Here is a 16,770-nt window from a genome sequence, read left to right as displayed (position 1 = left end):
GCCGGTAGGCTGAAAGGCGTGAGTGAACAGATTAACCTGAATCAGAGCTTTAAGGCCTACGACGTGCGTGGCGTGGTCGGCGAGACCCTGGATGCCGAAGCAATTGAAGCTATTGGCGCTGCCTTTGTCGACGTGCTGTCGCTGTCCGGCAAGGACGTGCTGGTTGGTGGCGATATGCGTCCGTCCTCCGCGGAATTCGCCCAGGCCTTCGCCCGCGGCGCCACCTACCGCGGTGCCAACGTGGTCATGCTCGGATTGATTTCCACCGATGAGCTGTATTTCGCCTCGGGCAAGTTCAATGCCGCCGGTGTCGTCTTCACCGCAAGCCACAATCCCGCCCAGTACAACGGCATCAAGATGTCCAAGGCCGGCGCCCGCCCGATTTCCTCGGCAACCGGCCTTTTCGACATTCGCGATCTGGCCCAGCAGTACCTGGACGAGGGCCTGCCGGTCTCCGGCGATGCCCCGCAGGGCAGCATCAGCGAACGCGATGTGCTGGCCGACTACGCAGCCTACCTGCGGGAATTAGTGGATTTGTCAGCCATTCGCCCGTTGAAGATCGTGGTGGACGCCGGCAATGGCATGGGCGGCATGACCACCCCTGCAGTCCTCGGGGACACGGTGCTGGCCGAGTTGCCGCTGGAGATCATCCCACTGTACTTCGAGCTGGACGGCACGTTCCCCAATCACCCCGCCAACCCGCTGGAACCGGAGAACCTCAAGGACCTGCAGGCAGCGGTGCTGGAGCACGGCGCCGACCTCGGCCTGGCGTTCGACGGCGATGCCGACCGCTGCTTCGTGATCGACGAGCGCGGCCTGCCGCTGTCCCCTTCGGCCATCACCGCGCTGGTTGCGGTGCGCGAAATCGCGCGAGTGCAGGTCGCCGGCGAACAATCCCCGGTGGTCATCCACAACTTGATCACCTCCAAGGCGGTGCCGGAATTCGTCGCCAAGGCCGGCGGCACCCCGGTGATGACTCGCGTGGGCCACTCCTTCATCAAGGCCGAGATGGCCGCCCAGGGCGCGGTCTTCGGCGGCGAGCATTCGGCCCACTACTACTTCCGCGACTTCTACAATGCCGATACCGGGATGCTCGCCGCCATGCATGTGCTGGCCGCTTTGGGCGGACAGCAGCTGCCGCTCTCCGAGCTGGGTGCCGAGTATGAGCCATACGTTGCCACCGGTGAAATCAATTCCGAGGTGGAGGACAAGGCCGGAGCCACCGCCCGCGTGGTGTCCCACTTCCAGGACCAGCCAGTGGACGTGACAACCATGGACGGCACGACCATTTCGGCAGCCGACGGAAGCTGGTGGATCAATCTGCGCCCGTCGAACACCGAACCGTACCTGCGTTTCAACGGCGAGGGCCGGACCGCGCAGATCATTGAGCCCATTCGCGATGCCGTGCTGGCTATCGTGCGTGAGAACACCGTCGCCAACTAGCAAAGGGAAGACATGAACCTCAAAGAACTGGATGAAGGCGTCAAGGACGCGCTGAACAAGGTCTTGGGCACCGCCCTGGGCGTAGCTCGCGAACAGCTCGAAGAGCAGGGCGTGTTCCTGCCTTTCGCCATCGCGCTGGAACCGCAGGAAGGCGAAGACGAGCCGGAGCTGCGCCTGATTGCGGTTCCGCCAACGGACGATCCCGAGGATCCGGAAGCCGACATCGACACCGAAGCCATGGTTGCCGACCTGATGCAGGTGCTGAACCAGCAGGGCACCCACTTCCAGGCCATCGCCGTCGCCTCTGACGTGCTACTCCAGGACAATGACCAGGACGCCATCCACATTGTTGCCGAGCACCGCATCGGTGCCGCGCTGGCCATCGTGCAGCCGTACACCATGCCTGCCGAGCCAGGCGGAGAATGGCACTTCGACGAGCCGGCGGCGGAGTCGGCGGAAGCCATCTGGGCCAACGCGCTCTAGCCCGCTTCGGGTGCTTTCGGGGTCGGCATAGTCACTATGCCGACCCCGAAGCGCTTTTCCCGCGTAGAGTGGGAAGCATGAAACTCAGTGCCTTCACCGACGTGTGCCTGCGGACCGTGATGGTCCTGGCAACTCCCGGCACCGGGCAACTGACCAGCCGCGAGATCGCCGATTCGGTCGGGGTTCCCTACAACCACGTTGCCAAGGCAGTGCTGGAACTGCGCACGCTGGGCATCCTGCAGGTCAGCCGCGGCCGCAACGGCGGCGCCGCCTTGAGCGGAGAAGCGCTGGATTTTTCCCTCGGCGGGCTGCTGCGCAAATTGGACAAGCGCACCGATATCGTGGACTGCACCGATCATGACGCGCAATCCAACTGCCCACTCTCGGGCAACTGCCGCCTGCGGGCGGTCTTCCGCCAGGCACGCGAAGCCTTCTACGCCTCGCTGGATCCGCTGACTATCAGGGATATCTGCCCGACGTCAGCAGCGGAGCCCATCACGCTGCTCCCCTTCCCTACCGTGCGCAGCATTTCCTAGTTCCACTTCACCCATGAAGTGATACCGGTCACTTCTGTTGCGAAACCGGCCAATCGATTTGCAATCCTTTTCTACTGAGCGTAGAAATGAATCATAAATCTTGTATTTCAAATACAAGTAATCACCTACGCCCAAGGAGACCCGATGCTGTCCACCAAGTCCTTCCCGGTCATTGAAGCCACGCTGCCGATCATCGCAGAGCGCATTTCCAGCATTACCCCGAACTTCTACAACCGCCTGTTCGCCGCCCACCCTGAACTGCTCGACGGAATCTTCTCCCGCTCGAACCAGAAGAACGGCACCCAGCAGCAGGCCCTGGCAGGATCCATCGCGGTCTTCGCAACCTACCTGGTCAAGCACCCGGGCGTCACCCCGGAAACCATGCTCGCCCGCGTGGCCCACAAGCACACCTCCCTCGGTGTCGTCGAGGAGCAGTACCCGATCGTCTACAAGCACCTCTTCGATGCCATCGCCGAAGATCTGGGCGATGCACTGACCCCGGAGATCGCCGAGGCCTGGACCGAGGTGTACTGGCTGATGGCCCATGCGCTGATCAAGATCGAGAAGGGCTTGTACGCGCAGCAGGCCAACGCCGAGATCTACACCCCGTGGAAGCTTGTCGAACGCACCGAAACCGGTGTCGATTCGGTCAGCTTCAGCTTCGAACCAGCTGACGACACCCCGGCAACGGTCGCCAAGCCAGGGCAGTTCGTTTCGGTCCGCATGCCGATGGCCGACGGCATCCGCCAGGTTCGCCAGTACACCCTGAGCGGCGATATCGAGCAGACCAACCGCCGCACCATCACCGTCAAGCTGGATGTGAACGGCGAATTCTCCCCGGTCATCCACAATGACCTGAAGCTCGGCGACGTGCTCGAGCTGTCGAATCCGTATGGCGATCTGGTCATCGATGAGGATGGCTTGCCGCTGGTGATCGCTACCGCTGGCATCGGCTGCACCCCGAGCGCCGCCGCGCTGCAGACACTGGCCGCACGCGGCTCCAACCGCAAGGTCACCGTGCTACATGCAGACCAGGAAGTGGGCGCCTGGCCATTGCGCGAGCAGATGCTCGATTCCATCGCCAAGCTGCCCCAGGCCACCCTGGGCACTTGGTTCGAACGCGGCGAACTGCCGGAAGAGCTGAACGCCAAGGCCGGCTACATGGATCTGACCGATGCACTGGCCGAGGACGCCGAGGTATACCTGTGCGGCCCGCTGCCATTCATGCATGCGGTGCGCAACCAGGCGCTGGAAGCCGGCATCCCAGCCGAGCGGATCCACTATGAGGTCTTCGGCCCGGATGTATGGCTGGCCGCCTAGCATCCAGGTCTTGCAACCGTGCTGCAGGTGGAATCATGGGGAATCCACCTGCAGCACTTTTTTTGCCGCTATTTTCCGGTATCCGCGGCAGATTCCGGGTGATCACCCTGCAGCGGAGCCTTTTTCTTGAAGTCGAGTTTCTTCGGATCCAGCTTCCGCGGATAGATTTTGCCGCCGAGCTTTCCAGGCTTACTCGCCTCCGCTCCCTGGACTGGCGGTGCCGGCAGATCGGCATCGCGGTCTTCGGATTCCGGAGCTTCGGCAGGCTGCTCGACTGGCGCAGCCTTGGCGCCGCGTGCCGGTTTCTCGGCCTGCGGGTCCACCAGGATCTGGTGCAGCCCTTCCTCTGAGATCCACTTGCGCAGCACCGAGTTGAACAGGATTGGGTTCTCGATGTTCCATTGGTGGTGCATGCCAGGGACCACGCGCGTGATCACCTGCGGGAGCTTGGCGCGCAGCGCCACGAAGGATTTCTGCACCACCTTCGGCTCCTTGGCTCCGACTAGGGCCAGCACCGGACCCTGGTAGGAGTCGAGCTTCTCCGGAAGTCCCCCGGGCTCCATCTCGTCCATGATGGCCCGCAGGTTCTCGGCTTTCAGCTTCACCCCGTGTTCGGTGAACAGCTCCCGCTCGTCATCCACCAACCCGTAGGCTCCGGCCTGGAAACGCCAGTACCACTCGCTGCCGATGAGCTTGAGCTGCATCCGCTGGAAGGCCCTGGCCGCCTGGCCCACACCGGTCACCGGTGTTCCGGTGATCATCACGGATTCAACCAGTTCCGGATGCCGTGCCGCAACGTGCAGCGCGATGACGCCGCCGAGGGACATGCCCACCAGGTGCACGCCGCCTTCGGAAACTTCGTCGGCGATCAAGGCCGCGACGTCATCGGCGGCGGATTCCAGGCCTTCCCAGGTCTCCTCGAACCGGGCGCCAAAGGCCGGCAGATGGAGGGTGAGGATGTTGTAGTCGCCAAAGGCCAGCACCTGCGGGTCCCAGCTCCAGTTGCCGACGTTTCCGCCATGGAGGAACACCAGCGTCTGCATCGAGCGTTGGGCATCGTGATGCCGGCCGGGATGCACTTCCGGATAATCGGTGGCATCGCGTGCCGCACTGCTTGCAGGGGTCTTGTTCTGGTCTTTGGCTGCAGTCATGGCAAGTACTCCAATACCGCGTCGAGCCATTCCAGCTCCGCGGCTTGTTGTCGGATTGCATGGTCAAGTGTGGCAGCCATCAGGAAGCTGCGACGGTCCGCAGCGGCGCGCATGTCAATGCCTTCGCGCTGGGAAAGGTAGTCATCGAGGGTGTACTGCGTGGCTTGGCGGCGTTCCTCCAGCAGATTCTGGATCTCATCGCGCTCGAGTTCGGCGGCAAAGAACACCTGCCCCATGAAGGGGTCGCGTTCGGGAGACTGCACTGCCCCGGCAGAAAGCCACTGGGCCAAGGCCTCGCGTCCTGCTTCGGTGATGTGGTGCTCCTGGCGGTCCGGGTAGTTCGATTGCGCGACGGTGCGCACGGTGGCGTATCCCTTGTCCACCAGCTGCGCCAACGTGCGGTAGATCTGCGCCTTGTCTGCGTTCCAGAAGTGGTTGATAGAGGAGTCAAAGTGCTTCTTGAGCTCGTAGCCAGTCATGGGCGACAAGCACAGCAGCCCGAGAATCAATCGTGCCAAAACCATAGGGCAATCTTTTCACACATAGTTGATTTTGCACCCACTTCAACCCGGCGTGTGGAAACTGTACCCAGATTGTGACAATTCCTTGGCTGCGCATGGGAATGCCCCGGCCACTGGAAGTCCAGTGGCCGGGGCATTCTCGTGAGCGGATCTGCGGGAGATCCAGTTTTGCTAGGCGCTCAGGCGGGCCTTCAGGCCGTCGAGTTCTGCGCGCAGCGAGGACGGCAGGGCGTCGCCGAAGTTGGCGTACCATTCCTCGATGCCCTCGACTTCCACGGCCCATTCGTCCTTGTTGACAGCAACTGCTGCTTCGACGTCGGCTGGGGTGAAGCCTTCCAGGCCGGTCAGGTCCATGGACTCGCCGGTCGGGACGTTGCCGATGATGGTTTCGCGGGCGTCAGCGGTGCCTTCGATGCGCTCGATGGCCCACTTCAGCACGCGCGAGTTGTCGCCGAAGCCTGGCCATGCGAAGCCGCCGTCAGCGGTGCGGCGGAACCAGTTGACCAGGAAGATCTTCGGCATCTGCTCCGGGTTGAGCTTGTCCGAGATCTTGTCCCAGTGGTTCAGGTAGTCGCCTGCGTTGTAGCCGATGAATGGCAGCATCGCCATTGGGTCGCGGCGGATTACGCCGGTTGCGCCGGCAGCGGCCGCGGTGGTCTCCGAGGACAGGGTCGAACCCATGAAGATGCCGTTGGTCCAGCTGCGGGCTTCGGTCACCAGCGGGATGGTGGTCTTGCGGCGGCCACCGAACAGGATCGCGTCGATCTTCACGCCGTTTGGCGAGTAGTAATCGTCCGAGAGCATGTCGACCTGGCCGATCGGGGTGCAGAAGCGCGAGTTCGGGTGCGCTGCGGGACGGCCGGACTCCGGGGTCCAGTCGTTGCCCAGCCAGTCGGTCAGGTGCGCAGGGGCCTCGTCGGTCATGCCTTCCCACCAGACGCCGCCCTCATCGGTCAGCGCAACGTTGGTGAAGATGTTGTTGCCCTTGGAGATGGCGCGCATGGCGTTCGGGTTGGTGGACCAGCCGGTGCCTGGAGCCACGCCGAACAGGCCGTACTCAGGGTTGACGCCGCGAAGCTCGCCGTCCTTGCCGATGCGCATCCAGTTGATGTCATCGCCCAGGGTTTCGGTCTTCCAGCCTTCGATGGTTGGATCCAGCAGCGCCAGGTTGGTCTTGCCGCAGGCCGATGGGAAAGCCGCGGCAATGTGGTACGACTTGTTCTGCGGGCTGGTCAGCTTCAGGATGAGCATGTGCTCTGCGAGCCAGCCTTCATCGCGGGCCATGGCCGAGGCGATGCGCAGCGAGTAGCACTTCTTGCCCAGCAGCGCGTTGCCGCCGTAGCCCGAACCGTATGACATGATGGCGCGCTCTTCGGGGAAGTGCACGATCCACTTGTCTTCGTTGCATGGCCATGGAACATCTTCCTGGCCTGGTTCCAGGGGTGCGCCGACCGAGTGCAGAGCCGGAACGAAGAAGGCGTTCTCGGATTCCATCTTGCGCAGCACTTCATTGCCGATCTTGGCCATGATGCGCATCGAGGCGACAACGTAGGCGGAATCGGTGATTTCCACGCCGTAGGCAGGTACTTCTGCGTCCAGCGGGCCCATGACGAATGGGATGACGTACATGGTGCGTCCACGCATCGAGCCATCGAACAGGCCGTTGAGCATGGACTTCATCTTGGTCGGGTCTTCCCAGTTATTGGTGAAGCCCGCATCTTCTTCCTTTTCGGAGCAGATGAAGGTGCGCTCTTCAACTCGGGCCACGTCCTTGGGGTCCGAGAAACCGGCGTAGGAGTTGGGGAAGTTCGGATCGGTCAGCTTGACCAGGGTACCGGCTTCAACCAGTTCGGCAGTCAGGCGATCATTCTCTTCGACAGACCCATCAACCCAATAAACACGATCCGGCTTCGTCAGTGCGGCAACTTCCTCGACCCAGGATGCCAACTTCGCGTGCGAAGTAGGTGCTGCGTCGATAACGTTCTGATCCGAGCTCGTGCTCATTATCCATTCCCTCCATTGGGCTGAACTTGCAATAAATCAAGGCTAGGGTGTGCTCGACGCCCGCGCCGTGTGATCGAAACCTCATGAAAGTGAAACCCCGGGGACCAAAAAGAGAAAATTCCCGTAATTCCGGAGGTTAGGCTAACCAGCGCACACGCATTAAGTGACCAAGGTCACGTAGACCGGTACCCTTTCAATGTCTTCACATAACCTTCTGTTCACCCGCGCCGAGTAGCTTTGCCCGTCGATTTGTACAGCGCCAAATCGACCTGTATAGTTATTCGAGGTTCGTGAGAACGAGCTGGACAAAAGAATATGCGCCCATAGCTCAGCTGGATAGAGCGTCTGTCTACGGAACAGAAGGTCAGGGGTTCGAATCCCTTTGGGCGCACAAATTGAAATTCTCACTCGATCGAGTGGGAATTTTTTGTTTCCCGCAAGGAATGAGCCGATGAACCACGTCGCCTTGGATGGCCACCTCAGCCTGTGCCCGTTGGAAATTGCCGACGCGCGGCAACTCGCCGAGTCCTACCGGCGCAATCGGCAGCACCTTCAGCCCTGGGAACCGGCCCGTCCCGCCGAGTTCTTTACCGAAGCCCATCAGGCGGCAAGCCTCGCCGCAGCCGCAGAAGCGCGGCGGAGCGGACTAGCCTTCCCTTTCGGGCTCTTCGAGCACAAGAAGCTCATCGGTCGCTTCAACATCAGCGGCGTGGTCCGCGGCGCATTCCAAAGCGCCAGTTTGGGCTACTGGATCGATCATGAGCACACAGGCCGCGGCTTGGCTTCCCGGGCCGTGGCCGCCTTGCGCAGCGCAGCGCTCAACGACCTGGGGCTGCACCGGCTGGAAGCCAGCACGCTCCCCTACAATCACGGGTCGCAGCGCGTTCTCGAGAAGAACGGCTTCGTCCGCATAGGGATGGCACCGAACTACCTGAAGATCGCCGGACGCTGGCAGGATCATTACCTCTACCAGGCGATCTTGCACGATTAGTAGGCTTCCAGCTCCGTCGATTCCGAAGTCGACTAGTTATTTTGTGAAACACCGCACTTTTGGCCGTTTTGGTTATTGCTCCCGGAAAATCTCGTGTAAAGTTATTCAAGTCGTCAAGACGGCAAGCAATTGTATAAGCGCCCATAGCTCAGCTGGATAGAGCGTCTGTCTACGGAACAGAAGGTCAGGGGTTCGAATCCCTTTGGGCGCACAAATTGAAATTCCCACTCATTCGAGTGGGAATTTTTTTGTTATTCCTGCTGATTCAACGCAGGCACCGCGAGGGACTAGTGCGAGGCGCGCAGCACCAATTTCGTGTCCATGATGCTCCACTCGGGCACCTGTTCCCCGTTGATGCGCTTGATCAGCAGCTCCGCCATGATCTCGCCCTGGCGCTCCGGGTTCTGCGCAATAGTCGTCAACGGCGGGGTCGAGCTGCGCGCGAAGGAATCGTCATCAACCGAGGTGACCGAAATGTCCTCGGGAACTTTCACACCTGCTTCGGCCAGCGCCTGCAGGGCGCCGAAGCCCATCTGGGCGCTGGCGGCGAACAGGCCGTCGACCGCGAGATTAGCATCCAGCAGGTGCTGCATGATGCGCCGTCCGCTCGCCGGGGTGAAGTCGCCGAGCTCGATAGCTACAGGTTCCAGGCCAGCGTCTTCAACCGCCTGCCTGAATCCCACCAGCCGGTCCAGTCCCGCGCCCATGTCCTGCGGCCCGGCAATCGTTGCCAGCTTGGTGCGGCCCTGCCCAATGACGACCTCCGTCGCCTGCCTGGCTGCAGCAATGTTGTCGATATCGACAACATAGATGTCTTTCTGGTCGGTGCTCATGGTGCGCCCGCCATAGACCATGGGCAGCACGTTTCCGAGATCAGCATAGGAGCGGTCATCTGCGTGGTGCGAGAGCACCAGTGCGCCATCCACGTTGCCTCCTTGCAGGTAGCGGGTGGTCTTTGCAGGATCCGCTTCGGTGGACAGCAGCAAGGTGAGCATGAATTCGGTGCCGGCCAAATACCGGGCCACGCCCTGGACCACCTTGGCGAAGTACGGGTCGGCGAAGAACTTCGCGGTGTTCTCGGGAACCACCAAGGCAACGGAATTGGTCCGGCCCTGCGCCAGGGAACGGGCAGCGCGGTTGGGCACATAATTCAATTCGCGAATCGCCAATTCGACAGCCTTGCGGGCACCGGGCTTCACCCGATCCGAGCCGTTGACCACGCGGGAAACCGTGGCGCGCGAGACACCTGCGCGTTCTGCCACCAACTCGAGAGTCGGCTTCGGGCTGCGCGCTTCGTGCATGCTCATGTTCTGTACCCAGCTGCCTTGCATTAGTTCTTCGTGGAAACGCGATGATGGCCCGCAGCACCGGCAGCGGGCTGCGGGCCACCATGCTCAGGTCTTATGCCATTGTACGATTCGCGGCAATCAACCCCGCGTAGGTCCGGCCGCTATTCTTGATCGTCCGTTCCTGCGTCTGGTAATCGACGTGGATGATTCCGAAGCGCTTGGCGTAGCCCCAGGCCCATTCGAAATTATCCAGCAAGGACCAGAGAAAGTAGCCGCGGACATCCACGCCATCGCCGATCGCGCGGGCGACGGCATCGAGGTGGTTGAGGATGTATTCCTCGCGTTCGGTGTCTTCAATGGTTCCGGCTTCGGTGACCGTATCCGTGTAGGACGCGCCATTCTCCGTGATGTACAGCGCCGGCATATTGCTGTAGTCGCGCTTCAGGCGGTTCAGCAGCACGCGCAGCCCCTCGGGATTCACCTCCCAGCCCATGGCCGTGCGCGGCAGGTCGCGGGCCGGGAAGTTCACATGCTCGCTCCCGACGAACGGCGAGGACTTCGGCGCATCGGTGGGCACGATGGCCGGCGGCTGGCCGGCTGGCAGCGGATGGCCCGAGACGTTGTCGTCGTGGTAATGGTTCACGCCCAGGAAGTCGATTGGCTGCGCGATGATTTCCAGGTCCCCGGGCTCGATGGCTTCGGTCAATCCCAATCCCTTGACATCCTCGAGCAGGTCTTCCGGGTAGGCGCCGCGCAGGATCGGATCCAGGTACATGCGGTTCCACAGCGCGTCGATGCGGCGCGCGGCTTCCAGGTCCACAGGATCTTTCGGGTCGTTCGGCACCGCGTTGGTCAGGTTCAGCGTGATACCGATCTGCTCGGCGCCCAATTCGCGCAGCCGGGATGCGGCCAGCCCGTGGGCCAGGTGCTGGTGGTGCACCGCGGCCAGCGCGGCCTCGGGCTCCTGGCGTCCCGGGGCGTGCTCGCCGGCGGCGTAGCCGATGAGCGAGGAGCACAGCGGTTCATTGAAGGTCGTCCAGTGCTTCACCCGGTCGCCGAGTTTTCCATGCACCGCTTCGGCGTAGTCGAGGAACTTGTACGCGGTCTCGCGGTTGGCCCAGCCGCCGCGCTCTTCCAGGGCCTGCGGCAGATCCCAGTGGTAGAGGGTCAGCCACGGCAGGATGCCGTTCTCCAGCAGCTCGTCGACCAGCCGCGAGTAGAAGTCCAGGCCCTCGGGGTTCACCGTGCGCCCGCCCGGAACGATGCGGGCCCAGCTGGTGGAGAAGCGGTAGGAGTCCAGGCCCAATTCGCGCATCAGCTGCACATCTTCGCGGTAGCGGTGGTAGTGGTCCACCGCAACGTCGAGATTATCGCCGCCTGCGATGGCCCCCTGCTTGCGGGCGAAGGCGTCCCAGACGGAATCCTCCTTCCCGTAGGAGTGCGCCGCCCCTTCGATCTGGGCTGCCGCGGTGGCAGAGCCCCACAAGAAGTCCTTCGGCCATGCGAATTGCTGGGATAGGTGGTTCATCATCAGCCCTTTACAGCTCCTGCCATAATTCCGGATACAAGTTGCTTGCCTGCAAGAATGAAAAGCACCAGCAGCGGGATCGTCGCCATCAAGGCTCCGCTCATCACGATGGTGTAGTCAACGTATCGTGCAGACTGCAGCTGGCTCAACGCCACCTGCAAGGTCGGGTTCTGCGGCGCCACCAGCATCGGCCACAGGTAGTCGGTCCACGCGGTCATGAAGGTGAACAGCGACAGGATCGCCATCGCGGGCCGGGCCGCTGGGACACCGACATGCCAGAAGGTGCCGATCATGGAGGCGCCGTCCACTCGGGCAGCCTCGATGAGCTCGTCGGGGATATTATCCAACAGATACTGGCGCATGAAGAAGACGCCAAAGGCTGTCACCAGGGTTGGAATCATGATCGCTCCCAAAGAACCGGTCCACCCCAGTTCCTTCATCATCATGAACATCGGGATAATCCCGAGCTGAGTCGGCACCGCCAGTGTTGCAATGACAAAAACCAGCAGTCCCTGGCGCCCGCGGAAGCGCAGCTTGGCGAAGGCGTAACCGGCAAGGGTAGAAAACATCACCACCGAGAAGGTAATAACTGAAGAAACAATCAAGCTGTTACCCAGCGCAGCCCAGAACTCCACCGAGTCAAAGACCTCAGCCACGTTAGTCCAGAACTGTCCGCCCGGAAGCAGCGGTGGCCATGCCGAAGAAAAGACTGCACCAGTAGAAGAACCAATCACAAAGGAATACCACAGCGGATAGGTACTTCCGATAAGGAAGGCCAGCAGGATGCCGTAGGTGAGAAATCCTGGACGCCGGTCGGCAGAAAAGTTCTTGTTTCGGGCCTGGCGCATCAACTTGGGTCTAGCAGTTGATTGCAAGGTAGCGTTACTCATCGTTGGCACTTTCTCTGAGTGAACCGGAAGGATGGGATTTGATACGTTTGGCTTTTCGGCCTGGAATCCGTCGAGGTCCGCGCTTATCTGAAGACGAGGCGATGGTGCCGGAGATCAAGAAGTTGATCACTCCGATCACGATGATGATCAAAAACAGCATCCAAGCCACGGCCGAGGCCCGCCCAAAGTCCCCGCGGTTGAAGGCCAGATCCCACAGATAAAGCACCGTGGTTTGATACTGCCGATCAGGTCCGCCCGGAACCGAACTACTGGGGTTAAAGAGTTTGGGCTCGGTAAAGATCTGTAAACCGCCGATGGTCGCTGTGATGATCACGAAGATCATGGTGGGACGGATACTTGGCAGGGTAATGGAGAAGAAACGGCGAATCATTCCTGCCCCATCGATCGCCGCCGATTCGTGTAATTCGCGAGGTACGGCCTGCATGGCCGCCAGCAAGATCAACGCGTTGTACCCAGTCCAACGCCAGTTCACCATGGTGGCAATAGCCATGTGGGAGGGGAACACATCGGTTTTCCAGGCAATCGTGTCCAGGTTCAGTGCACCGAGCAGGTTGTTGATCAGTCCGTATTTCTCGTCGAAGGCAGTGGAGAAGATCAGCGTGACAGCCACCGGAGTCACCACGTAGGGAACCAGCACGCTCATCCGCCAAAAAGTTTTGGCCCTGATATTTTGATCAAGCATCGCTGCGATGAAGGTGGCGACCACCAGCTGCGGGATCGCAGAGAGCAGGAAGATGCTGAAAGTGTTGAACAGCGAATTCCAGAACAGCGGTGAGGCTAGTTCTGCCTGGTAGTTTTTCAGCCCCACCCAGTCACCGGCTCCACCTAGCAGGTCCCAGTCGTTGATTGATACCACGAAGGTGTAGATCAGTGGGAAGAGCCCAACCAGCGCGAAGAGGATGAAAAAGGGCGAGATATAAAGGTATGGGGAGTACTTAAAATCCAGTCGGCCACGCAGGTGCTGGCGTCGCATTTTGCGTTCTGCCTTGGCTTCCTGCAGCCTTTCTGGGGTGGGCGTACTGGGTTTTTCGGCCCGTAGTTTCGGCCGTGACATGGGTGTCGTGGTGCTCATCGGTGTCTTCTTTTCTGCTGCAGTTGCGCTCTGTGGGGCCAGGTCAGTGATGAACGCTGACCCCACAGGGCGCTATGTCGGCCAATCCGATTACTTGATTTCCAGTTCCTGCAGCGTTGACAGAGCCGTGTTCCACGCGGTGTCCCCGTCAGTGCCCTTGTCAATGGCGATAGTTGCTGGACCGAAGACCTGCTCCTGAATCACCGAATCATCCGCGCCCTTGTACTGTGCCTTTACGCCCTCGGCACGGTTCGAGAGAATTTCACCGATCGGTGCACCATTGAAGAACTTGGTCAGGTCGTTCTCACCGGTCACAGCCTTGGACTTCTGTGCTTCGATGTTGCTTGGGAAGGCTCCTGCTTCTTCGAAGGAAGTCGCCTGCGAGGTGGCGTTGGTCAGGTACTGCGCGAGCTTGGCCGCCTCAGCGGGATGCTTGGAAGTGCTTGGCACCGTCAGGAATGCACCGCCCCAGTTGGCTGCGCCGCCAGGGAAGACATCGGCAAAGTCCCAACCGTCCGATGCGTCGCCACCGGCGCCTTCAACCTGACCCTTGACGTTGCCCAACATCCAGCCTGGGCATGGCATCACTGCGAAGGAGCCGTCGACAAATGCTTGTCCCTTGCCCCAGTCCCATTGGGTCTGCGCCGAGGACAGGCCCTTGGACGCTGCAGCCGACAGTTGATCCCACCGCTCACGCAGTGCGGTGTTTCCCTCAATGTTCAGTGAGCCATCAGCCTTGTAGTAGCCTTCATCGAGCTGGTTGACCATGGCGTTCCAGACGAAGCCGGACTGGTCATAGAAGGCCTTGTCGGTTTTCTTCACGTAGTCCTCGCCCACGGAGAAGAAGTCATCCCACGTCGAGTCGGCGCCGCCGAAGAGTTCGGCAACCTGTTCACGATCGCTGGGCAGACCGGCTGCCTTGAAGAGCTTGCTGTTGTAGCACAAGCCCATAGGTCCGATGTCGGTGCCGTAGCCGATGGTGCGACCATCGGCGTCGGTGGCCTGCTGTACTTTCCAGTCCACCCAGTCGCCGGCGATATCTTTGGCACCGTATTCGTTGAGGTCGGTGAAGCTATCTGAAACGGTCATGACTTGGCCGAGCCAGCCTTCTTCCACAGCTTGAACATCCGGCAGGCCTGCGCCCGCGGCTTGTTTGGTTTTCCAGTCGGTCAGTGCGTTGCCACCGGTGTCGATGTTGGTGGCTTCAATGGTGATGCCTGGGTTATCGGCTTCGTACTGCTTGTACAGAGGATCCAAACCCTGGGTGCCGAAGGTGGTGATGGTCAGGGTGACAGGATTATCCGCGGAGGCTGGCTGGGCGGCGTCCTTGCTATCGCCCGATGCGCAGCCTGCTGCGAGCAGGGCAATACTTGAGCTCAGGGCTACAACCTTGGCTAGCCGAGCTGTTCGTGAGGGGTTCACGGTGACTCCATTCAAGTCTTGTTTGTGCGAGTGAGGTGAGACCAACATATTTTGAGAGCGCTCTCAAAATGTGGCAAAAATATGAGGGTTCTTCCTGAACCCCATTTGCCATAGCAATGACAGCAACTCCGCTTAGCTATTTTGTGAGCGCTCTCACAAAACTTCTTCCATAATTTTCCACAATGGATTCTGCTTGTCAACCCTTAACGAAAGAATCGGCCAGACAACTGCCCCATTGGGAGTTGCCTGGCCGATAAAACTAGCTGAAACTAGCCCTTCTTGTTCAACTGCAATCCAACCAGAACCGGATCATGATCCGATGAACGGTACTGGTTCGAGCTAAACAGGTTGGTGATGTTGTAGTTGTAGCGGCTGTATTCATAGCCGACGGATTCGATGGCGTTGATATTCCAGATATCCTGGCCGGTGACCTTGGAAGCCAGCTCTGGGGAAGCCAGAATATGATCCAAGGAACCGCTCAGCCCACCATAAACGTAGCTCTGCGAGTCAGCCTTGGCACCGAGATCAACGTAGCCCGCCTCGGCGAGCACTCGAATTGGATCTTCGGCAGCGTAGGAATTGAAGTCGCCAGCGAGCAAGACCTTCTGGGTGTTGCGTGACTTCTTCAGCTGATCAGCAAAACTGACCAGCGCCTTAGCCTGATCTACTCGATCGGCGTTCCAGGCACCCTGGCCATCGCCGGAGTCAGCGTTGCCCGAACCGTCTTTCGGGTCTGAGCCCTTCGACTTGAAGTGATTGGCTACGACCACAAAACGAGTCTTCTGATTTCCGCCGACCTTCTGGAAGGCTTGGCCCAGTGGTTCGCGCGCATTATCAAAGGCCTCGTCTTCGAGAATGACCGATTCGCCGATCGGCTTCACAGCTTTGTTGCGGTAGATGATCGCGGTGCGGATCACGTCTTCATCAGCCGGGGTAGCATCCGGGCTTGGGACAAATTTCCAGATCTTTGAACCGGCTGCCGAATTCAACTGATCAACCAGATGAGCTAGGGCAGCATCACGATCCTGACCAAAACGGGCCGAGTTTTCAATTTCTTCAAGCACCACGACATCCGCGGTAAATTTGCTCAACGCAGCAACAATTTTGGACTGCTGACGTTCAAAACTGGCCTGGTTGGCAGCTCCACGAGCGTCGCATCCTTGACGGACGGTCACTGGATTACCTTCGCGGTCCGAGTAGTAGCTGCAACCGGAAAGTTCATCGCCGGTAGTGGTGAAGTAGTTCAGTACGTTGAAGCTACCTACGGACACGTTGCCGCCGACATCCTGTGGGGCACTATTATCGATCTGCTCAAAGTGCAAGGCGATATCTGCGTCATCGGAGCCGATCACCTGCCCCTGAGGCTGTAGTCGCCACAGGTCATACCGGTAGTCCAGAATCATCGGTCCGGTGAAAGTGGCTTCCGCTCCAACACTGACGCGATGGGCAGAATCAATATATGGCAGGGCAACGGTGGTGTTTTTGGCGGTGCTGAAATTCAAGGTCGCACCATCGTCCACCACGATCGAGCGCTGCTCGTTTTCTTTCCCCAGCTCAGCGGCCTGCGCACTGCCCGGAGCAAAGACGTCGGTGGGCTGACGCAGCAGCTTTTCGCCTGGGAGGATCGAGCTTGTTCCCATGGCTAGGGTCAGTTCACCATATTGGTTCAGCGAATAGTTATCCGAGACAGCGAACTCACCCTGAGGTTCAATGAGCATGGATTCGATCTGCTCGCGCCCGGCTTCGTCGCTAGGCAAGGTGATGGCCAATGGCTTAATGCTTTCGGCCGGCTCACTCAGGGACTTCACACTCTGGGCTTTGATCTGGGTGAGCCCGTAGTACTCACTGACCGTTCCAGAGACCTGCAGGTGGTCCCCGACCTCAACTGAAGCTACATCGTCCGGGGCGTAAATGAACACCGCCGAGCTTCCGTCTGTTGGAATCTGTGCCCCACTACCGGCGCTTTGTAGGTAGAATCCGCGAATTCCACCCTCTGCATAGGCGGCGGTCACCACGCCACGCACGGTGGTCTTTTGGCTGACCAATGGGGAGGTATCCCCCGTACCTTGCACCTGCTCGATGGGGGTGATCTCCACCGT

Annotated in this window: 14 protein-coding genes and 2 tRNA genes; 7 read left to right on the top strand and 9 right to left on the bottom strand. The window is 60.1% G+C overall.

What is annotated here, in order from left to right:
• Window positions 1-18: 18 nt before the first annotated feature.
• The 4 genes from JOE62_RS03620 to JOE62_RS03605 all read left to right on the top strand — a co-directional run bounded on the left by JOE62_RS03620 (window position 19) and on the right by JOE62_RS03605 (window position 3,782).
• Window positions 19-1,443 carry a phosphomannomutase/phosphoglucomutase gene (locus JOE62_RS03620; protein WP_204720417.1) on the top strand — a complete coding sequence of 475 codons (1,425 nt, stop codon included), beginning with the start codon at window positions 19-21 and terminating at the stop codon, window positions 1,441-1,443.
• 12 nt (window positions 1,444-1,455) lie between these two features.
• Window positions 1,456-1,926: a hypothetical protein gene (locus JOE62_RS03615; RefSeq protein ID WP_204720415.1), complete on the top strand. Its 471-nt coding sequence runs from the start codon at window positions 1,456-1,458 to the stop codon at window positions 1,924-1,926.
• Between the two features lie 77 nt (window positions 1,927-2,003).
• Complete coding sequence (locus tag JOE62_RS03610) at window positions 2,004-2,462, top strand: RrF2 family transcriptional regulator (RefSeq protein WP_204720413.1); 459 nt, start codon at window positions 2,004-2,006, stop codon at window positions 2,460-2,462.
• 144 nt (window positions 2,463-2,606) lie between these two features.
• Entirely contained in the window at window positions 2,607-3,782 is a 1,176-nt protein-coding gene (locus tag JOE62_RS03605; protein ID WP_204720411.1) for a globin domain-containing protein, read from the top strand.
• Window positions 3,783-3,850: 68 nt separating this feature from the next.
• Here the strand turns inward: JOE62_RS03605 and JOE62_RS03600 are convergent, their stop codons facing one another.
• From JOE62_RS03600 to JOE62_RS03590, 3 genes are all read right to left on the bottom strand, one after another.
• Window positions 3,851-4,933 carry an alpha/beta fold hydrolase gene (locus JOE62_RS03600; RefSeq protein WP_204720409.1) on the bottom strand — a complete coding sequence of 361 codons (1,083 nt, stop codon included), beginning with the start codon at window positions 4,931-4,933 and terminating at the stop codon, window positions 3,851-3,853.
• Window positions 4,930-5,457, bottom strand: coding sequence for a PadR family transcriptional regulator (locus JOE62_RS03595; protein WP_038993803.1), 528 nt, complete (start codon window positions 5,455-5,457; stop codon window positions 4,930-4,932). Before JOE62_RS03595 ends, JOE62_RS03600 begins: the two co-directional genes overlap by 4 nt.
• Before the next feature lie 168 nt (window positions 5,458-5,625).
• The gene (locus JOE62_RS03590) at window positions 5,626-7,458 is read right to left on the bottom strand and encodes a phosphoenolpyruvate carboxykinase (GTP) (protein WP_204720407.1); all 1,833 of its coding nucleotides are present in this window, start codon (window positions 7,456-7,458) and stop codon (window positions 5,626-5,628) included.
• A 317-nt stretch (window positions 7,459-7,775) separates the two neighbouring features.
• On the opposite strand from JOE62_RS03590, the gene JOE62_RS03585 reads away from it, so the two are divergent.
• The 3 genes from JOE62_RS03585 to JOE62_RS03575 all read left to right on the top strand — a co-directional run bounded on the left by JOE62_RS03585 (window position 7,776) and on the right by JOE62_RS03575 (window position 8,660).
• A tRNA-Arg gene (locus JOE62_RS03585) sits at window positions 7,776-7,849 on the top strand.
• 60 nt (window positions 7,850-7,909) lie between these two features.
• A complete protein-coding gene (locus JOE62_RS03580; protein ID WP_204720405.1) occupies window positions 7,910-8,449 on the top strand; it encodes a GNAT family N-acetyltransferase in 540 nt (179 codons plus the stop codon).
• Window positions 8,450-8,586: 137 nt separating this feature from the next.
• A tRNA-Arg gene (locus tag JOE62_RS03575) sits at window positions 8,587-8,660 on the top strand.
• A 76-nt stretch (window positions 8,661-8,736) separates the two neighbouring features.
• Here the strand turns inward: JOE62_RS03575 and JOE62_RS03570 are convergent.
• From JOE62_RS03570 to JOE62_RS03545, 6 genes are all read right to left on the bottom strand, one after another.
• On the bottom strand, window positions 8,737-9,756 hold the full coding sequence (locus JOE62_RS03570; protein WP_204720403.1) for a LacI family DNA-binding transcriptional regulator: 1,020 nt from the start codon (window positions 9,754-9,756) through the stop codon (window positions 8,737-8,739).
• Window positions 9,757-9,850: 94 nt separating this feature from the next.
• Entirely contained in the window at window positions 9,851-11,269 is a 1,419-nt protein-coding gene (locus JOE62_RS03565; protein ID WP_204720401.1) for a GH1 family beta-glucosidase, read from the bottom strand.
• Window positions 11,269-12,114 (bottom strand): carbohydrate ABC transporter permease, encoded by an 846-nt coding sequence (locus tag JOE62_RS03560; RefSeq protein WP_239543577.1) that lies wholly within the window; start codon window positions 12,112-12,114, stop codon window positions 11,269-11,271. Before JOE62_RS03560 ends, JOE62_RS03565 begins: the two co-directional genes overlap by 1 nt.
• 34 nt (window positions 12,115-12,148) lie before the next feature.
• Window positions 12,149-13,249 (bottom strand): carbohydrate ABC transporter permease, encoded by a 1,101-nt coding sequence (locus JOE62_RS03555; protein WP_121866123.1) that lies wholly within the window; start codon window positions 13,247-13,249, stop codon window positions 12,149-12,151.
• 90 nt (window positions 13,250-13,339) lie between these two features.
• Window positions 13,340-14,671 carry an ABC transporter substrate-binding protein gene (locus JOE62_RS03550; RefSeq protein ID WP_038990247.1) on the bottom strand — a complete coding sequence of 444 codons (1,332 nt, stop codon included), beginning with the start codon at window positions 14,669-14,671 and terminating at the stop codon, window positions 13,340-13,342.
• A gap of 269 nt (window positions 14,672-14,940) precedes the next feature.
• Complete coding sequence (locus JOE62_RS03545) at window positions 14,941-16,767, bottom strand: ExeM/NucH family extracellular endonuclease (protein ID WP_338085737.1); 1,827 nt, start codon at window positions 16,765-16,767, stop codon at window positions 14,941-14,943.
• Window positions 16,768-16,770: the final 3 nt, after the last annotated feature.

It is taken from the genome of Glutamicibacter nicotianae, assembly GCF_016907615.1.
GTDB lineage: Bacteria > Actinomycetota > Actinomycetes > Actinomycetales > Micrococcaceae > Glutamicibacter > Glutamicibacter nicotianae.
Note: the sequence above shows the minus strand (reverse complement) of the source record. Positions and strands in the feature narration are given on the sequence as shown.

Coding starts and splice junctions, on each gene's coding strand:
- JOE62_RS03560 (WP_239543577.1), bottom strand. CDS start 12,114: ATGCGCCAGGCCCGAAACAAGAACTTTTCTGCCGACCGGCGTCCAGGA.
- JOE62_RS03615 (WP_204720415.1), top strand. CDS start 1,456: ATGAACCTCAAAGAACTGGATGAAGGCGTCAAGGACGCGCTGAACAAG.
- JOE62_RS03600 (WP_204720409.1), bottom strand. CDS start 4,933: ATGACTGCAGCCAAAGACCAGAACAAGACCCCTGCAAGCAGTGCGGCA.
- JOE62_RS03605 (WP_204720411.1), top strand. CDS start 2,607: ATGCTGTCCACCAAGTCCTTCCCGGTCATTGAAGCCACGCTGCCGATC.
- JOE62_RS03580 (WP_204720405.1), top strand. CDS start 7,910: ATGAACCACGTCGCCTTGGATGGCCACCTCAGCCTGTGCCCGTTGGAA.
- JOE62_RS03610 (WP_204720413.1), top strand. CDS start 2,004: ATGAAACTCAGTGCCTTCACCGACGTGTGCCTGCGGACCGTGATGGTC.
- JOE62_RS03590 (WP_204720407.1), bottom strand. CDS start 7,458: ATGAGCACGAGCTCGGATCAGAACGTTATCGACGCAGCACCTACTTCG.
- JOE62_RS03555 (WP_121866123.1), bottom strand. CDS start 13,249: ATGAGCACCACGACACCCATGTCACGGCCGAAACTACGGGCCGAAAAA.
- JOE62_RS03565 (WP_204720401.1), bottom strand. CDS start 11,269: ATGATGAACCACCTATCCCAGCAATTCGCATGGCCGAAGGACTTCTTG.
- JOE62_RS03570 (WP_204720403.1), bottom strand. CDS start 9,756: ATGAGCATGCACGAAGCGCGCAGCCCGAAGCCGACTCTCGAGTTGGTG.
- JOE62_RS03595 (WP_038993803.1), bottom strand. CDS start 5,457: ATGGTTTTGGCACGATTGATTCTCGGGCTGCTGTGCTTGTCGCCCATG.